Here is an 18,552-nt window from a genome sequence, read left to right on the forward strand (position 1 = left end):
ATCAATGGAAGCTTCAACCTCTCTTCGTCGCCTTTCGCTTCTGCTGGCTGCGACACTGACGTTCTCAGCCGCAGCGCAGGCAGAGCAAGCGACACCACAGCAGATTGAACAAACAGGAAAAGCCGCTGAAGCGTATTTCGCCGCCCATCCTGAAAAAATGGGTGAAATTGTCTCTACCTATCTCGCTGAACATCCTGAGTTTTTAGTAGCGGCAGGGGAAAGCCTTCGCCAGCGTCAGGAGATAGCGCAGCAACAGGCCATGGTGCAAAATGCCATCCTCCATCGCGAGCAGCTGCTTGCTAGCGGCGATCCTGTTGTCGGGCCCGCCAACGCAAAAGTCGCCGTGGTGTCTTTTGTGGATGAGCAATGCGTGAACTGCAACGTCACAGAAGCGCTTATCCATGCCAACCCGGATATCCGTTTTATCTTTAAAAAATTGCCTTCGGCCGGGTCGGCAAACAAAGCGTTACAGGACAATGTGAAGCTCGTGAAGCAGATCGGTTTTGCCAACGCGCCGGCGTTTGTGGTTTTACCCCAGGAAAAAGATCCGGTCATTCAGCGCATTAGCGTGATGTCAGGAAACGTCTCTTCCGATGCATTAATCATGGCGATCCAGAAAGCCAAAGGATAGGCCAGGATGCCCGATGACGTGCATGAGTGCGTCATCGGGCATCGAATTACTCCGGCAACAGCCCGACGAAACAGCGCTTTTTGCGCGGCTCCGACATCAACTCCTCAAGCTTATCCACGCACGCCAGATAGTGCGGGGTTTGCTTGTGCGCCAGCACCGCCGCTTCGTCCTTATAAGCCTCGTAGATAAAGAACCGGGTTTTCACCCGCGGGTCCTGCAACACGTCGAAGCGCAGGTTTCCCGGCTCCCTGATGGCTCCCTCGTGGTTGGCGCGAAACACTTCAAGAAACTCGTCCACCCGCTCGGGCTTGATGTTGATCTCCACTAACGTCACGTTCATTTTGCTTCTCCCTGTTTCTCTTCCTGCCAGAACTGGAACGCCTCCTGGGCGCTCATGTTCTCGTGAACCACTTTCTTCACCGCCTTCAGCATGGCGAGCGGCGCGCTGGACTGGAAGATGTTGCGCCCCATGTCCACGCCCGACGCGCCCTGGTCAATCGCCCGCCAGCACATCTCCAGCGCCTCGAGCTCCGGCAGCTTTTTGCCCCCGGCGATGACGATCGGCACCGGGCAGCTGGCGGTCACTTTTTCAAAGCCCTCGTCCACGTAGTAGGTTTTGACGAACTGCGCCCCCATCTCGGCGGCGATGCGGCTGGCCAGCGAGAAGTAGCGCGCGTCGCGCGCCATCTCCTTGCCGACGCCCGTCACCGCCAACGTCGGCATGCCGTAGCGCGCCCCTGCATCGACAAGCTTGATGATGTTGTTGATAGACTGATGCTCAAACTCGCTTCCGATGTACACCTGCGCCGCCACCGCGCAGACGTTCAGCCGCAGGGCATCCTCCATCGCCACCGCCACGCACTCGTTCGACAGCTCGCCCAGAATCGAGTTACCGCCGGAGGCGCGCAGGACCACCGGTTTGTTCGTCGCGGCGGGCACCTGGCTCCTGAGGATACCGCGCGTGCACATCAGCACGTCGGTTTCGCCAAACAACGGCGCAATGGAGAGATCGATACGCTCGAGACCGGTAGTTGGCCCCTGAAAGTAGCCGTGGTCAAAGGCCAGCATCACCGTGCGGTTGCTCTGCGGATTGAAGATGCGCGAAAGCCGGGACTGCATGCCCCAGTCGAGCGAGCCGCAGCCCTTCAGGGTGTACGGTACGTTGACCTGCGGCGTACCGATGCCAAAATCCTTGCCGTCTTTGATGTCGTCTAAATCAGCCATTTGCTCCCCCGTCAGAAATCGTATTTGCTGATGTTCTCTTTGGTGAACACCACGCGCTCCGGCAGCAGCACGATGCCGTTGCCCTTCGCCTCATACTGATAGCCCTGCACGCTGTTCGGCTCCACCTTCAGCGTCCCGATACCTTTTACGTCTACGCTGTCGCCAGGGTTAAGATCGCCCTTTTTCAGCAGACGATCGGCGACGTTGACCGCAATTTTGCCCTGCTGAACCACGTCCCACAGGCCGAAGGCCTTTACCGTCCCGCGCTCAACGTACGGACGCATGACGTTCGGCGTGCTGAAGCCCACAATCGCCACCCCTTCCCGCTTCAGGTTCTCCGCCGCCTGCGCCGCTGCCGGCAGGGCGTTGGCGTCCGGGGCGATGATCGCATCCAGGTCCGGATACGCTTTTAAGATCCCCTCGGCGGTTTGCAGGGATTTGGTGGCGTCGTTATAGCCAAACTGGGTGGTCACGACCTGCCACTGCGGGTGATCTTTCTCGATTTTCGCCTTCGCCTCTTTCACCCACTGGTTCTGGTCGGTGACGGTGGGGCTGGAGTAGAAGAACGCCACTTTGGCATTCGGTTTGGTGACCTGTTTGCCCGCCATCTCCACCAGCAGGCCGCCCAGCTGTTCCGGCGTTCCCTGGTTGATATAAATGCTGCGGCACTCCGGTTTGGTGTCGGAATCCCAGGTCAGTACCTTTACGCCGCGCTGCATCGCGCGCTTCAGCGCCGGGCAGAGGCCGTCCGGCGACACGGCGGAGACGATAATGGCGTTATAGCCCTGGTTGACGAAGTTGTTGATGAGCTGCACCTGGCCGGAAACGCTCGGCTCTGTCGGGCCGTCGTAGGTCACGTCCACGCCAAGATCTTTCCCCGCCTCTTTCGCGCCGTTGCCGCCGCTGGTGAAGAAACCCACGCCCACCAGCTTGGGGATAAAGGCAATACGGTCCGCCGCCTGCGCCGAAGCGAAGCTGAGGGCCATTGCCAGGACGAGCAGTTTTGTTTTCATCTTACGCTCCGGATAGTTTTCTGAAGAGAGATCGCACCCATTCGCGGTGCAGACTCAGCGAACGTCCCATTACCACCACAACCAGCAGCGCCCCCGACAGCGCGCTCGACACCTGGTTGGGGATGCCGACCATCTGTAAACCCTGCTGGAGATACCCCACCAGCAGCGCCGCCAGCGCCGTACCCAGCACCGACCCTGAACCGCCGTAAATATTGGCCCCGCCGAGCACGGCGGCGGTGAGCGCGGGCATCAGCAAATCGCGCCCCAGATCCGAACGCGCAGAGCCGAAATAGGAGACCATCACCAGCGCGGCCACCGCCGACGCCACGCCCACCAGACCGTACAGCGCGTACGGCATGCCGTTCACCGACAGCGCCGCATAGCGTGCCGCGCGCGGGTTTTGCCCAATCAAAAATAGATGGCGGCCAAAGCGCCCGCGATGGGTAATCAGCCAGAAGAAGGCGGTAATCACCGCGAACAGCACCAGCGGGATCGGCAGCCCCAGCACCGTGAGGTTAGCGAACGCGGTAAAACCGTCCGGGAAGCCGCCGATGCCCTCGTAGCCCGTCGCCCCCGCCATGCCGGAGAGCAGCAGCGCGCCGCCGCCGTAGAGGTAGAGCGTGCCGAGGGTAATGACTAAAGGGCTGATGCCGGTATAGTGGATCAGCGCCGCATTCACCAGTCCGCACAGCAGGCCAAGCAGCAGCGTCAGCGGAACGGCGACCGCCATGGGCCATCCCGCCTGCATCATCACCCCCAGCGCGATGGCGCACAGGCCGATGGTGGAGCCCAGCGAAATGTCGATCCCGCCGCTGATAATCACCAGCGTCAGCGGCAGCGCCACGATGCCGATGCAGATGAAATCACTGGTGCTGAACAGCAGCATGTTAACGTCGAGCATGCGCGGATTAACGGCGCCGAAGAGCAGGATCTCCAGCACCAGCAATATCAGCAGCGCGCTTTCCCAGTTGAGCCTCATTTACGCCACCTCTTTGTTGCGTTTGGGAAACGGGGTGACGTGCTTTCCCCCTCTGTTGCCAGGCTGGAACCGGCCATACTTCAGCGCCCGCTGATGGCGTGACAGCGCCTGGCGCAGCCGCCCGTCGAGCACCAGCACGCCCAGCAGCACCAGCCCGGCGATAAAGTCGTTCCACCATGCCGGCAGCCTGAACAGCACCAGCACGGTGTCGATTTGGGTCAGGAAGAACGCGCCGAGGAACGCACCGACCAGCGTGCCGGTGCCGCCCAGCAGCGAAATGCCGCCGAGCACGCAGGCGGCAATGGCCTTCATCTCCAGCCCGCTGCCGGTCTGGTTGGGCACAAAGCCAATCTGCGCGGCAAAGACAATTCCGGCGCAGGCCGCCAGCATGCCGTTGAGGGTGAAGGCGATCATGCGCGTGCGGTTCACCGCCACGCCCAGCTGGCGCGCGGCGGCGAGGTTATCCCCCACCGCGTAAAAATCACGCCCGAACGCGGTGCGCGATAGCCCCCACGCGCCAACGACAACGAGAATCAACACTCCCACGCCGAGCGGCGAAATGCCGATGGCGGCAGGCTCGGAGAGAGATTTCAGCCCCGGCGGCAGCCCCTCAATCCACTTTCCGCCCGTCCAGAGCAGCATCGCGCCGCGATACAGCCCCAGCGTACCGAGGGTGGCGACAATCGCCGGAATGCGCAGGCCCACCACCAGAAAACCGTTGAACGCCCCCGCCAGCGCGCCAATCGACAGCGCGAAGAGAATGGAAACGGGCAGGCTGTAGCCGCCGTTGAGCGCCACGCCCACGGCAATGGCGGACAGCCCGACGGTGGAACCCACGGAGACGTCGATATTGCGGGTCAGCATCACCAGCGCGGCGCCGATGGCCAGCAGGATCAGGATCTGCGCGCTGGCGAAGATCATCCCCAGCGTTTGCAGGCTGAAGTAGGACGGATTCAGCGCCACCAGCACGGCGAACAGCGCCAGAATGGCGAGAAACGCGCTCAGCTCGCGGTTTTTGAGTAAGATCTTCATGATTGACCTCCAAACGCCAGCGCCATCATCCGGTCGAGGCTGACGGCGTGGCGCGGCAGCTCGCCGCTGAGAACGCCCTGATGCATCACCAGCACGCGGTCTGCGAGGCCGGGAAATTCATCGAGATCGCTTGAGATCATCAGCACCGCAACGTTCTGCGCCGCCACGCTTTTAATGAGCTGGTAGATATCGGCGCGTGCCGACACGTCCACGCCGCGCGTCGGCTCATCGACGATCAGCAATAAAGGATTGGCCTCCAGGCAGCGCGCCAGCAGCACCTTCTGCTGATTGCCGCCTGAGAGTGTGCGCACGGTTTGATCCGCATGGTTGAGCTTGATCCCCAGCGCCCGGTGATAGCGCTCCACCACCGCAGACTCCCGCTTTCGCTGCTGCCAGAGCGACGGCTCGTTCAGCGCCACCGTGTTCCAGCGCACAGGCGCGTCGAGAAACAGGCCAGACACCTGCCTGTCTTCCGGCAGATAAACCAGCCCTTTTTCCAGACGTGAACCCACCGGATCGGTGGTGATCTCCCGGCTCTCCAGCCACACCCGCCCGCCGCGTACGGGACGCAGGCCGTAGAGCGTTTCGGCAAACTCGGTGCGCCCGGAACCCACCAGTCCGGCAAGGCCGACGACCTCCCCGGCGTAAATCTCCAGGCTGAGATCGATAAAGCCCTCTCCGGTGAGATCTTCCACGCGCAGCACCGGAAAATCCTGCGGCTGGGTGCGGCGGTTGCCCGGCAGCGCCAGCCACAGCTTTTGCGCATCGCTTAAGCCTTTCTCGCGGCTGACCGGCGTCATGGCGGCGATCAAAGCGCTATCGTCAAACTGGGCGGTTTCGCCGCTGAGCACTACCGCGCCGTCGCGCATCACCGAAACGTGGCTCGACAGCGTGCGGATTTCCGGCAGCTTATGCGAGATAAAGACAATCCCGACGCCGAGCGCCTGTAAGGCGCGGATCTGGCGAAACAGCCGTTCGGTTTCGCCGGGCGTCAGCGAGGCCGTGGGCTCGTCGAGGATCAGAATTCTGGCGTTGCGCATCAGCCCGCGCAGGATCTCCACCATCTGCTGGTCCGCCACTTCCAGGGTGCTGGCCGTTGCGTCGAGATTAAGCTGACATTGCAGCTGCTGGAGTTTCTCCGCCAGCCGCTTTTCCCGATCGCGCTCTCGCGGCAGGCGGAACAGGATGTTTTCCCGCACGGTCAGGTTGGGGAAAAGCAGAGGCTCCTGCGGCACCAGATAAATGCCTAACCGGTGCGCCTGCGCCGGGGTAAGCCGTGCAAAAGACTCGCCCGCAACCGAAAGTTCACCGCTATCCGGCGTTTCCACCCCAGCGATGATCTTCATTAGCGTCGATTTTCCCGCGCCGTTACCGCCCATCAGCGCGTGCACCTGCCCCGCAAGCAGCGTGAAATCAATGCCTTTTAAGACCGGCACGCCTGAGAACTGCTTGCTGATATTTCGCGCGTTGAGAAGTGGTGTCATCATCGCTCCGCTATTGAACAAATGATTTTTAGATTTAATAATGTTCAAAAGCGTAGACGGTGAACTATATTTACAACCGTGCAGGGATCACAGTTTTATCGATTGAGATTCAGATTAACCAGAAACGATCTAAAAGATCCGTTTTGCCGCGTGGCTCACATTTTCACGCCGCGCCATTACGAACATATGATCTAAATTTTTATAAGAGTTCAACTATGAGCGATAAACGCACTGCGGAAGAAGGACGGTTTGCCGGGCTGGCGCTGGCGGAAGAAGAGCTGGTGGCGCGCGTGGCCTGGTGCTACTACCACGACGGGCTGACCCAGAACGATATCGGCGAACGCCTCGGGCTGCCGCGTCTGAAGATCTCCCGCCTGCTGGAGAAAGGCCGTCAGTCGGGGGTGATCCGCGTGCAGATCAACTCCCGCTACGAGGGCTGCCTGGCGCTGGAAACTGAGCTACAGCAGCGCTTTGGCCTGAAGCTGGTGCGCGTGATGCCTGCCTTAAACACCCCGCCAATGAACGTGCGGCTGGGCATTGGCGCGGCGCAGTCGCTGATGGGCGTGCTGGCGCCCGGCCAGCTGTTAGCGGTGGGCTTCGGTGAAACCACCATGAGCAGTCTGCAACACTTAAGCGGCTTTATCAGCTCGCAGCAGATCCGCCTGGTGACGCTTTCCGGCGGCGTGGGGCCGTATATGACCGGTATCGGCCAGCTGGATGCGGCCTGTAGCGTCAGCATGATCCCCGCCCCGCTTCGCGTGTCATCCGCTGAAGTTGCCGGGATCTTAAAGCGCGAAACCAGCGTGCGGGACGTGATCCTCGCCGCGACCGCCGCTGACGTGGCGGTGGTCGGCATTGGTTCCGTGAACCAGCGCCGTGACGCGACGATACTGCGCTCCGGCTATATCAGCGAAGGTGAACAGCTGATGTACGCCCGTAAAGGGGCGGTGGGCGATATCCTCGGCTATTTCCTTAACGCCGAAGGGGAATGCGTCGAGGAGCTGGAGATCCACAAAGAATTACTGGGCGTCACGCTCGATGAACTGGCGCAGCTGCCCACCATCGTCGGCGTGGCCGGAGGGGAAGAGAAAGCCGATGCGATTTACGCCGCACTGAAAGGTCGCCGTATTAATGGCCTGGTGACGGAAGAGACGACAGCCCGCGCGGTGCTGGCTCTGGCCGAATAAGAGTCGCCCTGCGCTAACAGCGAGGCAAGCTCATGAGTTACCTTTTAGCGTTAGATGCAGGGACAGGCAGCGTTCGCGCCGTGATTTTCGATTTACAGGGCAACCAGATTGCCGTCGGCCAGGCCGAGTGGAAGCACCTGAGCGTGGAGAACGTGCCGGGGTCGATGGAGTTCGACCTCGACACCAACTGGCAGCTGGCCTGCCGGTGCATTCAGCAGGCGCTGGAGCGCGCGCGCCTGAGCGCGGCGGATATTCAGTCCGTCGCCTGCTGTTCGATGCGCGAAGGGATCGTGCTGTACGACCGCAGCGGCGAGGCCATCTGGGCCTGCGCCAACGTTGACGCCCGCGCCAGCCGCGAGGTGGCTGAACTCAAAGAGATCCACGACTATCGTTTTGAATCCGAAGTGTATGACGTTTCCGGGCAGACGCTTGCCCTTAGCGCCATGCCGCGCCTGCTCTGGCTGGCGCATCATCGCCCTGATATTTATCGTAAGGCCGCCACTATCACCATGATCAGCGACTGGCTGGCGGCAAAGCTCTCCGGCGAGCTGGCGGTAGACCCGTCCAATGCAGGCACCACCGGCATGCTGGATCTCTTTTCACGCGACTGGCGTCCGGCGCTGCTCGACATGGCCGGGCTGCGCGCCGATATTCTCTCGCCGGTGAAAGAGACCGGCACCGTGCTGGGCGCTATCACCAAAGAAGCCGAGCAGCAGAGCGGCCTGCGCGAAGGCACCCCGGTCGTGATGGGCGGTGGCGATGTGCAGCTGGGCTGCCTGGGGCTGGGCGTGGTCCGCGCCGGACAAACGGCGGTGCTGGGCGGCACCTTCTGGCAGCAGGTGGTTAACCTGCCGCAGGTGCGCACCGATCCTGAGATGAACATCCGCGTGAACCCGCACGTTATTCCCGGCATGGCGCAGGCGGAGTCGATCAGCTTCTTTACCGGGCTGACCATGCGCTGGTTCCGCGACGCCTTCTGCGCCGAAGAGAAGCTGATTGCCGAGCGGATGGGGATGGACACCTATTCCCTGCTGGAAGAGATGGCGGGCCGCGTGCCCGCTGGCTCCCACGGCGTAATGCCAATCTTCTCCGACGCGATGCATTTTAAGCAGTGGTACCACGCCGCACCGTCGTTTATTAACCTCTCCATCGACCCGGAAAAGTGCAACAAAGCGACGCTGTTCCGCGCGCTGGAGGAGAACGCGGCGATCGTCTCGGCCTGTAACCTGACGCAGATTTCGCGCTTCTCCGGCGTGACGTTTGATAGCCTGGTGTTTGCGGGCGGCGGCGCAAAGGGCACCCTGTGGAGCCAGATTTTAAGCGACGTCACCGGCCTGCCGGTGCGCGTGCCGGAAGTCAAAGAGGCAACGGCGCTCGGCTGCGCCATTGCCGCCGGAACGGGCGCGGGGCTGTTTTCGGATATGGCCTCGACGGGCGAGCGGCTGGTGAAGTGGAGCCGCGAGTTTACGCCAAACCCGCAGCACCGGGAGCTGTACGACGGCTTGATGCAGAAGTGGCAGGCGGTGTACGCCGACCAGCTCGGCCTGGTGGACAGCGGGCTGACCACGTCGATGTGGCAGGCGCCGGGGTTAGCGCGGGCAGCGATGCCGTAAATAACGCCGGATGGCGCTGCGCTTATCCGTCCTGGGGTTTTGTAGCCCCGGTAAGCGTAGCGCCACCGGGGAAGTTCTTTGAGATCTATCACAATCATTCGATCCCGCTTTTACCTTTCTGCTGCCGCTGGCTAAATTAGTAACTCATCCGACCACATAACAATAATTTTACACTGGAAGAGACTATGAGCCGCTATCCGTCGCTATTCGCCCCCCTCGATCTGGGGTTTACCACCCTCAAAAACCGCGTGCTGATGGGCTCGATGCACACCGGGCTGGAGGAGCGTCCGGACGGGGCTGAACGTCTGGCGGCCTTCTACGCCGAGCGCGCGCGCCACGGGGTGGCGCTGATTGTCACCGGCGGCGTAGCCCCTGCCCCTTCCGGCGTGACGATGGAGGGCGGCGCAGTTCTGAATGATGCGACACAGCTGCCGCATCACCGGATTGTCACGGACGCGGTGCATAACGAGGGCGGCAAAATCGCCCTGCAAATTCTGCATACCGGGCGCTACAGTTATCAGCCAAAGCTGGTTGCGCCATCGGCTATTCAGGCGCCGATTAACCGCTTTACCCCTCACGCCCTCAGCCACGACGAGATCCTGGCGCTGATCGACGATTTTGCTCGCTGCGCCGCGCTGGCGCGTGAGGCGGGCTACGACGGCGTGGAGGTGATGGGCTCCGAAGGCTACCTGATTAACGAATTCCTCGCCGCCCGCACCAACCAGCGCGACGACGAATGGGGCGGTGATTATGCCCGCCGGATGCGCTTTGCCGTGGAAGTGGTGCGTGCGGTGCGTGAACGTGCGGGTGCGGATTTTATTATCATCTTCCGGCTGTCGATGCTCGACCTGGTGGAGGGCGGCGGCACCTTCGACGAGACCGTGCAGCTGGCGCAGGCGATCGAGGCCGCAGGCGCCACGATTATCAACACCGGGATTGGCTGGCACGAAGCGCGCATTCCGACCATTGCCACGCCGGTGCCGCGCGCGGCGTTCAGCTGGGTAACGCGCAAGCTGAAGGGCAAAGTCTCCGTTCCGCTGGTCACCACTAACCGCATTAACGACCCGCAGGTGGCGGACGATGTGATCTCACGCGGCGATGCCGACATGGTCTCGATGGCGCGTCCGTTCCTCGCGGATGCCGAACTGCTCTCCAAAGCGCAAAGCGGCCGTGCGGATGAGATCAACACCTGCATCGGCTGTAACCAGGCCTGTCTGGATCAGATCTTCGTTGGTAAAGTCACCTCATGCCTGGTGAACCCCCGCGCCTGCCATGAAACCAAAATGCCGGTCGTCCCGGCGGTCAGTCAAAAACGCCTGGCCGTCGTGGGTGCCGGCCCCGCTGGCCTGGCGTTTGCGGTCAATGCCGCCACGCGCGGGCACCGCGTGACGCTGTTTGATGCCGCCGGTGAAATTGGCGGGCAGTTTAATATCGCCAAACAGATCCCCGGTAAAGAGGAGTTCTATGAAACCCTGCGCTACTACCGCCGGATGATCGCGCTGACGGGCGTTGATCTGCGGCTTAACCAGTTTGTCAACGCGGCGGATCTGATCGACTTCGACGAGGTGATCCTCGCGAGCGGGATCGCCCCGCGCACGCCTGCGATCGAGGGCATCGATCATCCGAAGGTGTTGAGCTATCTGGACGTACTGCGCGATAAAGCGCCCGTTGGTGAAAAGGTGGCGATTATCGGCTGCGGCGGGATCGGATTTGATACCGCGATGTATTTAAGCCAGCCGGGCGAGGCCACCAGCCAGAACATCGCCGAGTTTTGCGTGGAATGGGGCATTGATACCAGCCTCAGTCAGTCCGGGGGCCTGCGCCCGGAAGGTCCACAGCTGCCGAAAAGCCCGCGTCAGATCGTGATGCTCCAGCGTAAGGCCAGCAAGCCGGGCGAAGGGCTGGGCAAAACCACGGGCTGGATCCACCGCGCCACCCTGCTCTCACGCGGGGTGAAGATGATCCCGGGGGTGAGCTACCAGAAGATCGACGACGACGGGCTGCACGTGCTGATCGGCGGTGAACCGCAGCTGCTGCGCGTGGATCATGTGATTTTATGTGCCGGACAGGAGCCGAAGCGCGATCTGGCCGATCCGCTGCGCGAGGCCGGTAAAACGGTGCATTTGATTGGCGGGTGCGACGTGGCGATGGAGCTGGATGCGCGGCGGGCGATTGCGCAGGGGACAACATTGGCATTAGCGATTTGATTTCTTGCCCGGTGGCGCTGCGCTTACCGGGCCTACAAAACCGTAGGCCTGTGCAAGCGCAGCGCCGCCAGGCAAAACCATCTTACCGACGACGCCCCAGCTTCACCGCTTTCAGCACCACAAACTTGTTGTTCGTCGCAATGGTGACGCAGTTACCGAAGATCTTCTTCAGCTTGTGGAAGTAGTCCAGGTGGCGGTTTGCCACGATGTACAGCTCGCCGTTGATTTTCAGGCAGCGGCGCGCGTGGTGGAACATCTCCCACGCGACGTTATCCGTCAGGGCGTGCTTCTGGTGGAACGGCGGGTTGCAGAACACGGCGTTAAAGCGGAAAGGCTCTACGCCGGAGAGCGCGTTGTTAATCATAAACTCGCAGCGATCCAGCGCGTCCGGCATGTTGGTTTCCACGTTCAGACGGCTGGAGGCCACCGCCATCGGCGACTCGTCGCTGAACACCACGCTGGCTTCCGGATTCTTCGCCAGCAGCGTCAGGCCAATCACCCCGTTGCCGCAGCCCAGATCGACAATTTCCCCTTCCAGATTTTCCGGCAGATGTTCCATAAAGAAACGCGCTCCGATGTCCAGACCGGTGCGTGAGAAAACGTTCGCGTGGTTGTGGATGGTCCAGTCGGTGCCTTCCAGCGTCCAGCTCAGGGTCTCCGGCGCGTCGGCCAGTTCCGGCGCGCTAAAGGTACAGTTGATCAGGCGCGCTTTTTTCCAGGCCAGCGTGGTGGTGGTCGGGCCGAGCACTTTCTCGAACAGCTCCAGCGTCGAGGTGTGAATATCGCGCGCCTTCGCACCCGCGATAATACGCGTTTCTGGCGTCACGACCTTACGCAGCGCCCGCAGCTGCTGTTCCAGCAGCGCCATGGTTTTTGGCACCTTGATCAGCACCACACCCGGCGCCTGCGGGTAGTCCGCGGTGCTGTCGAGGAACTTCACGCTGGATTCGTCGATATCGTTGTGACGCAGGTTTTCACGCGTCGCCAGCTCGCTCAGGTAAGAATCGCCGATGCTGTAAGGTGTGTGTTCCGCCAGCGCGCAGCCCAGCGCGCCAAACGCGTCATTCAGGATCAGAACCGGGCCGCGGATTTCAGTCTCATCCAACTGTTGCAGCAGATATTCATCCGCCGCTTCCCACGCCTGAAGCGGGTTTACGTCGTCCGTTTCCGGGAAACGTTTAAGGTTGAGTGAACGGAAACCGTTGTCTAAGTGGCTCATCGGCCCTCCTGAATGGTAAAATTTGGCGTATCCCTGAAAAGGGTGCGTGAGTATACCCGTTTTATTGTCGATTTGGGGCGTTGATGAACCAACTTACTTATCTCCAGGGCTACCCGGAGCATTTACTTTCCCAGGTTCGCAGCCTGATTGCCGAGCAGAAGCTCGGCGCGGTGCTGGAAAAACGCTATCCCGGCACCCACGATTTCGCGACCGATAAGGCGCTCTGGCAGTATACGCAGGATCTGAAAAACCGTTATCTCAGAAGCGCCCCGCCGATCAACAAGGTGATGTACGACAACAAGATCCACGTGCTGAAAAACGCGCTCGGCCTGCACACCGCCATCTCCCGCGTGCAGGGCGGCAAGCTGAAGGCTAAGGCGGAGATCCGCGTGGCGACCGTTTTCCGTAACGCGCCGGAAGCCTTTCTGCGGATGATCGTGGTGCACGAGCTGGCGCACCTGAAAGAGAAAGAGCACGACAAAGCCTTCTATTCCCTGTGCTGCCATATGGAGCCGCAGTACCACCAGCTGGAGTTTGATACCCGGCTGTGGCTGACGCATTTATCGTTAAAGAGTAATGCGCAGTAGCGCACGCGAAATGTCATGATGACGTGCTACAGTGGTTTTAAGTTCCCTGCTACGGAGTACGTAAACGTTTATGATACGTTTCGCAGTCATCGGTACGAACTGGATCACGCGCCAGTTCGTCGACGCCGCCCACGAAACCGGCAAATATAAGCTCACCGCAGTCTATTCCCGCAGCCTTGAGCAGGCGCAGAGTTTTGCGAATGACTACCTGGTTGAACATCTGTTCACCTCGCTCGATGAGATGGCGCAAAGCGACGCCATTGACGCGGTCTATATCGCCAGCCCGAATTCTCTGCATTTCCCGCAAACGAAGCTGTTCCTCAGCCACAAAAAGCACGTGATCTGCGAGAAGCCGCTGGCCTCGAATATTGAGGAAGTGGAAGCCGCCATTCAGCTTGCCCGGGAAAACCAGGTGGTGCTGTTTGAAGCGTTCAAAACCGCCAGCCTGCCGAACTTCCTGCTGTTGCAGCAGTCTCTGCCGAAAATTGGCAAAGTGCGTAAAGCCTTTATCAACTACTGCCAGTATTCCTCGCGCTACCAGCGCTATCTGGACGGCGAAAACCCGAATACCTTTAACCCGGCCTTCTCGAATGGCTCAATTATGGATATCGGTTTTTACTGTCTGGCCTCTGCGGTCGCGCTGTGGGGTGAACCGCACGGCGTGACGGCCACCGCCAGCCTGCTGGAAAGCGGCGTGGATGCCCACGGTATCGTGGTGCTGGGCTACGGTGATTTCAGCGTGACGTTGCAGCACTCGAAGGTCAGCGACTCCGTGCTGCCAAGCGAAATTCAGGGCGAAGACGGCTCGCTGGTGATCGAAAAAATCTCCGAATGCCAGAAGATCAGCATCGTCCCGCGCGGCGGAAAAGCGCAGGAGCTGACGCAGCCTCAGCATATTAACACTATGCTTTATGAGGCAGAGGTCTTCGCCCGTCTGGTAGAAGACAACGAAGTGAACCACCCTGGGCTGGCGATCAGCCGCACCACGGCGAAGCTGCAAACGGAGATCCGCCGACAGACTGGCGTAGTCTTCCCCGCAGACGGCGTGAATGTGGAAGCCGTCGCGTAAAGCTGTGTAATGAAACCGTGCAGAGCATTGACGAAATCGATGTTCTGACATATTTTGTTACCTGCAAAGGGGAGTAACTTCTTCGCCGGTGGATCGTCATTACGATGCGTGCAAAATCGCATCCGGTCGCCGGGCAACCTTCATGGTTGTAAGTGAGACCTTGCCGGAAGGCGAGGTCTATGCATAAAAAGCTAACGGCTATCGTCTTCTGACCATAGCCGTTTTTGTTTTTTTATGTGTAAGGAAAATAGTATGCATTCTGTCGGCACTCCAATGCTGTGGGGCGGATTCGCGGTAGTCGTGCTCATCATGCTGGCAATCGACCTCTTTTTGCAGGGTCGTCGCGGCGAGCATGGCATGAGCGTCAAGCAAGCCGCCATCTGGTCGCTGGTATGGGTATCCCTCTCACTCCTCTTCTGCGCCGTCTTCTGGTGGTACCTGGCCTCAACCGAAGGCCGTGCGGTGGCGGATCCTCAGGCACTCGCCTTCCTCACCGGCTATCTGATTGAAAAAGCGCTGGCGGTTGATAACGTCTTCGTCTGGCTGATGCTGTTCAGCTATTTTGCCGTGCCTGCGGCCCTGCAACGCCGCGTGCTGGTCTACGGCGTGCTGGGTGCCATCATCCTGCGTACCATCATGATCTTCGCCGGCAGCTGGCTGATTACCCAGTTCGAATGGCTGCTGTACGTGTTCGGCGCGTTCCTGCTGTTCACCGGGGTCAAAATGGCGCTGGCGAAGGAAGACGATACCGGTATCGGTGATAAGCCGCTGGTGAAGTGGATCCGTGGTCATCTGCGCATGACGGACAAGATCGAAAGCGAGCACTTCTTCGTGCGTAAGAACGGCCTGCTGTTCGCCACCCCGCTGCTGCTGGTACTGATTCTGGTCGAGCTGAGCGACGTTATCTTTGCGGTGGACAGTATTCCGGCAATCTTCGCGGTCACCACCGACCCGTTCATCGTCCTGACCTCGAACCTGTTTGCGATCCTCGGCCTGCGTGCGATGTACTTCCTGCTGGCAGGTGCGGCAGAGCGCTTCTCCATGCTGAAGTACGGTCTGTCGGTGATTCTGGTCTTCATTGGTATCAAGATGCTGATTGTCGATTTCTACCATATCCCGATCGCCATTTCGCTCGGCGTGGTGTTTGGCATTCTGCTGGTGACGCTGGTTATCAATACCTGGGTTAACCGCCAGCACGATAAAAAGCAGCAGGTTTAGTGCGTTTTGCCCGGTGGCGCTGCGCTTACCGGGCCTACACGGACCCAATTCGTAGGCCGGGTAAGCGTAGCGCCACCCGGCCTTTCCGTTAATCAATAGTTAAAAAACATGACGCAACACGTAAAATCCAGCATTTTACTCTTCCGCCTTTCCCCGCTTTCCTTGATACTCAACCAGGCAAACAAATATTTACATCCTGAAATAAATGTGACTTAGAGCACATCCAGGATGGAACACAATTTCACTTAGGAATTTAGTATGAGCACACAATCTAAGGGCCTGCTTGCGCGTCTGACGCAGGGCAGCCTGGTTAAACAAATCCTGGTAGGGCTGGTTCTGGGTATTCTGCTGGCGCTGGTGTCAAAACCTGCCGCGGAAGCAACAGGGCTTCTCGGAACGCTTTTCGTGGGCGCGCTGAAGGCCGTTGCGCCGGTGCTGGTACTGATGCTGGTGATGGCTTCTATCGCCAATCACCAGCACGGACAAAAAACCAACATTCGCCCGATTCTCTTTTTATATCTGCTGGGCACGTTTTCTGCTGCGCTGACCGCAGTGGTCTTTAGCTTCCTCTTCCCCTCCACGCTGCATCTGACCTCTGCGGCGGGCGACGTTACGCCGCCTTCAGGCATTGTGGAAGTGCTGCGCGGCCTGCTGATGAGCATGGTTTCTAACCCCATTGATGCCCTGCTGAATGCCAACTACATTGGCATCCTGGTGTGGGCGATCGGCCTGGGCTTCGCCCTGCGTCACGGCAACGAAACGACGAAAAATCTGGTCAACGACGTGTCCAACGCCGTGACCTTTATCGTGAAGGTCGTGATTCGCTTTGCGCCTATCGGTATCTTCGGCCTGGTGTCGTCTACCCTGGCCACAACCGGCTTTGACGCGCTGTGGGGCTACGCGCAGCTGCTGATGGTGCTGGTCGGCTGTATGCTGCTGGTGGCGCTGGTGATCAACCCGCTGCTGGTGTTCTGGCAGATCCGCCGTAACCCGTATCCGCTGGTGCTGACCTGCCTGCGCGAGAGCGGCGTATACGCCTTCTTTACCCGCAGCTCGGCGGCAAACATTCCGGTCAACATGGCGCTGGCGGAGAAGCTGAACCTGGATCGCGATACGTATTCGGTTTCAATTCCACTGGGTGCAACCGTGAACATGGCGGGTGCGGCGATCACCATCACCGTGCTGACGCTGGCGGCCGTGCATACGCTGGGTATTCCGGTCGATCTGCCAACTGCCCTGCTGCTGAGCGTGGTGGCATCACTGTGCGCCTGTGGTGCCTCCGGCGTGGCGGGCGGCTCGCTGCTGCTGATCCCGCTGGCGTGCAATATGTTCGGTATCCCGAACGAGATTGCCATGCAGGTCGTCGCGGTCGGCTTTATTATCGGCGTATTGCAGGACTCCTGCGAAACGGCGCTGAACTCCTCTACCGACGTGCTGTTCACCGCTGCGGCCTGTCAGGCGGAAGACGCGCGTTTAGCGAAGAATGCCCTGCGAGGTTAAAAAGAAAAGCCCGGTGGCGGCAACGCCTTACCGGGCCTTCAGAATATCGTAGGTCGGGTAAGCGTTACCGCCACCCGACATAACGCTTACAGCGTCACACCACTCTTAAAGAGCGCCAGCTCGCGGAAATCGTTCTTCTCGTTACAGGTTTGCTTGCCGCTGGCGATTTCCACGATGACATCAACAAATTCATCGAGCAGCTGTGGCATCGCCTTGCCGTGGATCAGCTGGCCCGCGTCAAAGTCGATCCAGTGCTTTTTCTTCGCCGCCAGTTCGCTGTTGGTGGCGATTTTCACCGTCGGCACAAATCCGCCGTACGGCGTACCGCGACCGGTACTGAACAGCACCATGTGGCAACCCGCCCCCGCCAGCGCGCTGGTGGCGACCGCGTCGTTACCCGGCGCGCTCAGCAGGTTCAGACCATGGGTTTTCAGCCGTTCGCCGTAGCGCAGCACGTCCACCACCTGGCTGGCCCCCGCTTTCTGAGTGCAGCCGAGGGATTTCTCTTCCAGCGTGGTGATGCCCCCCGCTTTGTTACCCGGCGACGGATTCTCATAAATCGGCTGGTTATGGGCGATGAAGTACTGCTTGAAGTCGTTGACCATGGTGACAGTCTTCTCAAACGTCTCTTCATCGCGGCAGTGGCTCATCAGAATGCGCTCCGCGCCAAACATCTCCGGCACTTCGGTCAGCACCGTGGTGCCGCCGTTGGCAATCACGTAATCCGAGAAGCGGCCCAGCATTGGGTTAGCCGTAATGCCGGAAAGACCGTCAGATCCGCCGCACTCCAGGCCAAACTTCAGCTCGCTCAGCTTGCCCGGCTCGCGCCTGTCGTGGCGCATCACCTCATACAGCTGATGCAGCTGTTCAACGCCCGCTTCCACTTCGTCGTCCTGGTGCTGACACACCATAAAGTGCACGCGCGCAGGGTCGAATTCCCCCAGCGTTTCGCGGAAGGCATCCACCTGGTTGTTCTCGCAGCCCAGGCCGATCACCAGCACCGCGCCCGCATTCGGGTGGCGCACCATGTTTTGCAGCATGGTGCGGGTGTTGATGTGGTCGTCACCCAGTTGCGAACAGCCGTAGGTGTGGCTGAACAGGTGCACGCCGTCGGTGCCTTCAGCATCGTTGGTCTCTTTCAGGAAGCGCGTCTGGATTTGACGCGCGATCCCGTTCACGCAGCCGACGGTAGGAAGGATCCACAGCTCATTGCGGATCCCCACCTCGCCGCTGGCGCGGCGGTAGATCTGCACCTCACGATCGGCCGCCTGTCCTTCTTCTGGCTGGAAGTCAGGTTGATAGCTGTACTCGTCCAGATCGCTGAGATTGGTGCGGGTATTGTGCGAATGAATATATTCACCCGGCGCAATATCCGCCAGCGCATGACCGATGGGCAAACCGTACTTCACCACGTTCTCCCCTTTCGCGATGGGGATCAGGGCAAACTTATGTCCACGTCCAATGGCCTGGCGTAACGTTACCGACTGGTTGTCGAAGGTAACTTCCGTCCCTTCGGCTAAATCTGCCAGCGCGACGGCAACGTTATCCAGCGAATGGATTTTGATGTATTGCATATCAACCTCAAACGG

At 60.0% G+C, this 18,552-nt stretch carries 16 protein-coding genes; 8 read left to right on the forward strand and 8 right to left on the reverse strand.

From position 1 onward, the window contains the following. The first annotated feature begins 4 nt into the window (after window positions 1–4). Window positions 5–631, forward strand: coding sequence for a hypothetical protein (locus DBR02_RS07200; RefSeq protein ID WP_107533903.1), 627 nt, complete (start codon window positions 5–7; stop codon window positions 629–631). 46 nt (window positions 632–677) lie between these two features. Here the strand turns inward: DBR02_RS07200 and lsrG are convergent, their stop codons facing one another. Genes lsrG through lsrA form a run of 6 tightly spaced genes read right to left on the reverse strand, consistent with a single transcriptional unit; the run spans window position 678 to window position 6,363 of the window. Beyond that, window positions 678–971 (reverse strand): (4S)-4-hydroxy-5-phosphonooxypentane-2,3-dione isomerase, encoded by a 294-nt coding sequence (lsrG, locus tag DBR02_RS07205; RefSeq protein WP_047355093.1) that lies wholly within the window; start codon window positions 969–971, stop codon window positions 678–680. Beyond that, window positions 968–1,855: a 3-hydroxy-5-phosphonooxypentane-2,4-dione thiolase gene (lsrF, locus tag DBR02_RS07210; protein WP_107533904.1), complete on the reverse strand. Its 888-nt coding sequence runs from the start codon at window positions 1,853–1,855 to the stop codon at window positions 968–970. Before lsrF ends, lsrG begins: the two co-directional genes overlap by 4 nt. Window positions 1,856–1,866: 11 nt before the next feature. Then, window positions 1,867–2,868: an autoinducer 2 ABC transporter substrate-binding protein LsrB gene (gene lsrB, locus DBR02_RS07215; RefSeq protein WP_107533906.1), complete on the reverse strand. Its 1,002-nt coding sequence runs from the start codon at window positions 2,866–2,868 to the stop codon at window positions 1,867–1,869. A gap of 1 nt (window position 2,869) precedes the next feature. Further along, complete coding sequence (gene lsrD / locus DBR02_RS07220; RefSeq protein WP_107533908.1) at window positions 2,870–3,847, reverse strand: autoinducer 2 ABC transporter permease LsrD; 978 nt, start codon at window positions 3,845–3,847, stop codon at window positions 2,870–2,872. After that, window positions 3,848–4,879, reverse strand: a complete 1,032-nt coding sequence (gene lsrC / locus DBR02_RS07225; protein ID WP_048958740.1) for an autoinducer 2 ABC transporter permease LsrC — start codon at window positions 4,877–4,879, stop codon at window positions 3,848–3,850. Then, complete coding sequence (gene lsrA, locus DBR02_RS07230) at window positions 4,876–6,363, reverse strand: autoinducer 2 ABC transporter ATP-binding protein LsrA (RefSeq protein ID WP_107533910.1); 1,488 nt, start codon at window positions 6,361–6,363, stop codon at window positions 4,876–4,878. The genes lsrC and lsrA overlap by 4 nt, the downstream gene beginning before the upstream one ends. Before the next feature lie 215 nt (window positions 6,364–6,578). Between lsrA and lsrR the strand changes: the two genes are divergently transcribed. The 3 genes from lsrR (at window position 6,579) to DBR02_RS07250 (ending at window position 11,370) form a co-directional block, all read left to right on the forward strand. Continuing rightward, window positions 6,579–7,550, forward strand: coding sequence for a transcriptional regulator LsrR (lsrR, locus tag DBR02_RS07235; RefSeq protein WP_063867652.1), 972 nt, complete (start codon window positions 6,579–6,581; stop codon window positions 7,548–7,550). Window positions 7,551–7,582: 32 nt separating this feature from the next. Next, on the forward strand, window positions 7,583–9,163 hold the full coding sequence (gene lsrK / locus DBR02_RS07240) for an autoinducer-2 kinase (protein WP_107533912.1): 1,581 nt from the start codon (window positions 7,583–7,585) through the stop codon (window positions 9,161–9,163). 185 nt (window positions 9,164–9,348) lie between these two features. After that, window positions 9,349–11,370, forward strand: coding sequence for an oxidoreductase (locus tag DBR02_RS07250; protein WP_107533914.1), 2,022 nt, complete (start codon window positions 9,349–9,351; stop codon window positions 11,368–11,370). Between the two features lie 82 nt (window positions 11,371–11,452). On the opposite strand, the gene rlmG is transcribed toward DBR02_RS07250, so the two are convergent. Continuing rightward, window positions 11,453–12,589: a 23S rRNA (guanine(1835)-N(2))-methyltransferase RlmG gene (gene rlmG / locus DBR02_RS07255; protein ID WP_107533916.1), complete on the reverse strand. Its 1,137-nt coding sequence runs from the start codon at window positions 12,587–12,589 to the stop codon at window positions 11,453–11,455. An 83-nt stretch (window positions 12,590–12,672) separates the two neighbouring features. Here rlmG and DBR02_RS07260 point away from each other — a divergent pair, with 83 nt between their 5' ends. From DBR02_RS07260 to sstT, 4 genes are all read left to right on the forward strand, one after another. After that, complete coding sequence (locus DBR02_RS07260; protein WP_063451100.1) at window positions 12,673–13,176, forward strand: YgjP-like metallopeptidase domain-containing protein; 504 nt, start codon at window positions 12,673–12,675, stop codon at window positions 13,174–13,176. Window positions 13,177–13,246: 70 nt separating this feature from the next. Then, window positions 13,247–14,245: a Gfo/Idh/MocA family protein gene (locus tag DBR02_RS07265; RefSeq protein ID WP_107533917.1), complete on the forward strand. Its 999-nt coding sequence runs from the start codon at window positions 13,247–13,249 to the stop codon at window positions 14,243–14,245. A gap of 252 nt (window positions 14,246–14,497) precedes the next feature. Continuing rightward, entirely contained in the window at window positions 14,498–15,463 is a 966-nt protein-coding gene (locus DBR02_RS07270; RefSeq protein WP_107533919.1) for a TerC family protein, read from the forward strand. Window positions 15,464–15,721: 258 nt separating this feature from the next. Then, window positions 15,722–16,963 carry a serine/threonine transporter SstT gene (gene sstT / locus DBR02_RS07275; protein WP_107533921.1) on the forward strand — a complete coding sequence of 414 codons (1,242 nt, stop codon included), beginning with the start codon at window positions 15,722–15,724 and terminating at the stop codon, window positions 16,961–16,963. Between the two features lie 86 nt (window positions 16,964–17,049). Here sstT and DBR02_RS07280 read toward each other — a convergent pair whose 3' ends face one another. Then, window positions 17,050–18,537 carry a UxaA family hydrolase gene (locus DBR02_RS07280; protein WP_107533923.1) on the reverse strand — a complete coding sequence of 496 codons (1,488 nt, stop codon included), beginning with the start codon at window positions 18,535–18,537 and terminating at the stop codon, window positions 17,050–17,052. Between the last annotated feature and the right edge of the window lie 15 nt (window positions 18,538–18,552).

Source organism: Enterobacter cloacae complex sp., assembly GCF_900322725.1.
In the GTDB taxonomy this organism is placed as follows: Bacteria; Pseudomonadota; Gammaproteobacteria; order Enterobacterales; family Enterobacteriaceae; genus Enterobacter; species Enterobacter quasihormaechei.

Bases quoted from the DNA above. Each gene is read 5' to 3' on its own strand.
- DBR02_RS07200 (WP_107533903.1), top strand. From the start codon at position 5: ATGGAAGCTTCAACCTCTCTTCGTCGCCTTTCGCTTCTGCTGGCTGCG.
- lsrG (WP_047355093.1), bottom strand. From the start codon at position 971: ATGAACGTGACGTTAGTGGAGATCAACATCAAGCCCGAGCGGGTGGAC.
- lsrF (WP_107533904.1), bottom strand. From the start codon at position 1,855: ATGGCTGATTTAGACGACATCAAAGACGGCAAGGATTTTGGCATCGGT.
- lsrB (WP_107533906.1), bottom strand. From the start codon at position 2,868: ATGAAAACAAAACTGCTCGTCCTGGCAATGGCCCTCAGCTTCGCTTCG.
- lsrD (WP_107533908.1), bottom strand. From the start codon at position 3,847: ATGAGGCTCAACTGGGAAAGCGCGCTGCTGATATTGCTGGTGCTGGAG.
- lsrC (WP_048958740.1), bottom strand. From the start codon at position 4,879: ATGAAGATCTTACTCAAAAACCGCGAGCTGAGCGCGTTTCTCGCCATT.
- lsrA (WP_107533910.1), bottom strand. From the start codon at position 6,363: ATGACACCACTTCTCAACGCGCGAAATATCAGCAAGCAGTTCTCAGGC.
- lsrR (WP_063867652.1), top strand. From the start codon at position 6,579: ATGAGCGATAAACGCACTGCGGAAGAAGGACGGTTTGCCGGGCTGGCG.
- lsrK (WP_107533912.1), top strand. From the start codon at position 7,583: ATGAGTTACCTTTTAGCGTTAGATGCAGGGACAGGCAGCGTTCGCGCC.
- DBR02_RS07250 (WP_107533914.1), top strand. From the start codon at position 9,349: ATGAGCCGCTATCCGTCGCTATTCGCCCCCCTCGATCTGGGGTTTACC.
- rlmG (WP_107533916.1), bottom strand. From the start codon at position 12,589: ATGAGCCACTTAGACAACGGTTTCCGTTCACTCAACCTTAAACGTTTC.
- DBR02_RS07260 (WP_063451100.1), top strand. From the start codon at position 12,673: ATGAACCAACTTACTTATCTCCAGGGCTACCCGGAGCATTTACTTTCC.
- DBR02_RS07265 (WP_107533917.1), top strand. From the start codon at position 13,247: ATGATACGTTTCGCAGTCATCGGTACGAACTGGATCACGCGCCAGTTC.
- DBR02_RS07270 (WP_107533919.1), top strand. From the start codon at position 14,498: ATGCATTCTGTCGGCACTCCAATGCTGTGGGGCGGATTCGCGGTAGTC.
- sstT (WP_107533921.1), top strand. From the start codon at position 15,722: ATGAGCACACAATCTAAGGGCCTGCTTGCGCGTCTGACGCAGGGCAGC.
- DBR02_RS07280 (WP_107533923.1), bottom strand. From the start codon at position 18,537: ATGCAATACATCAAAATCCATTCGCTGGATAACGTTGCCGTCGCGCTG.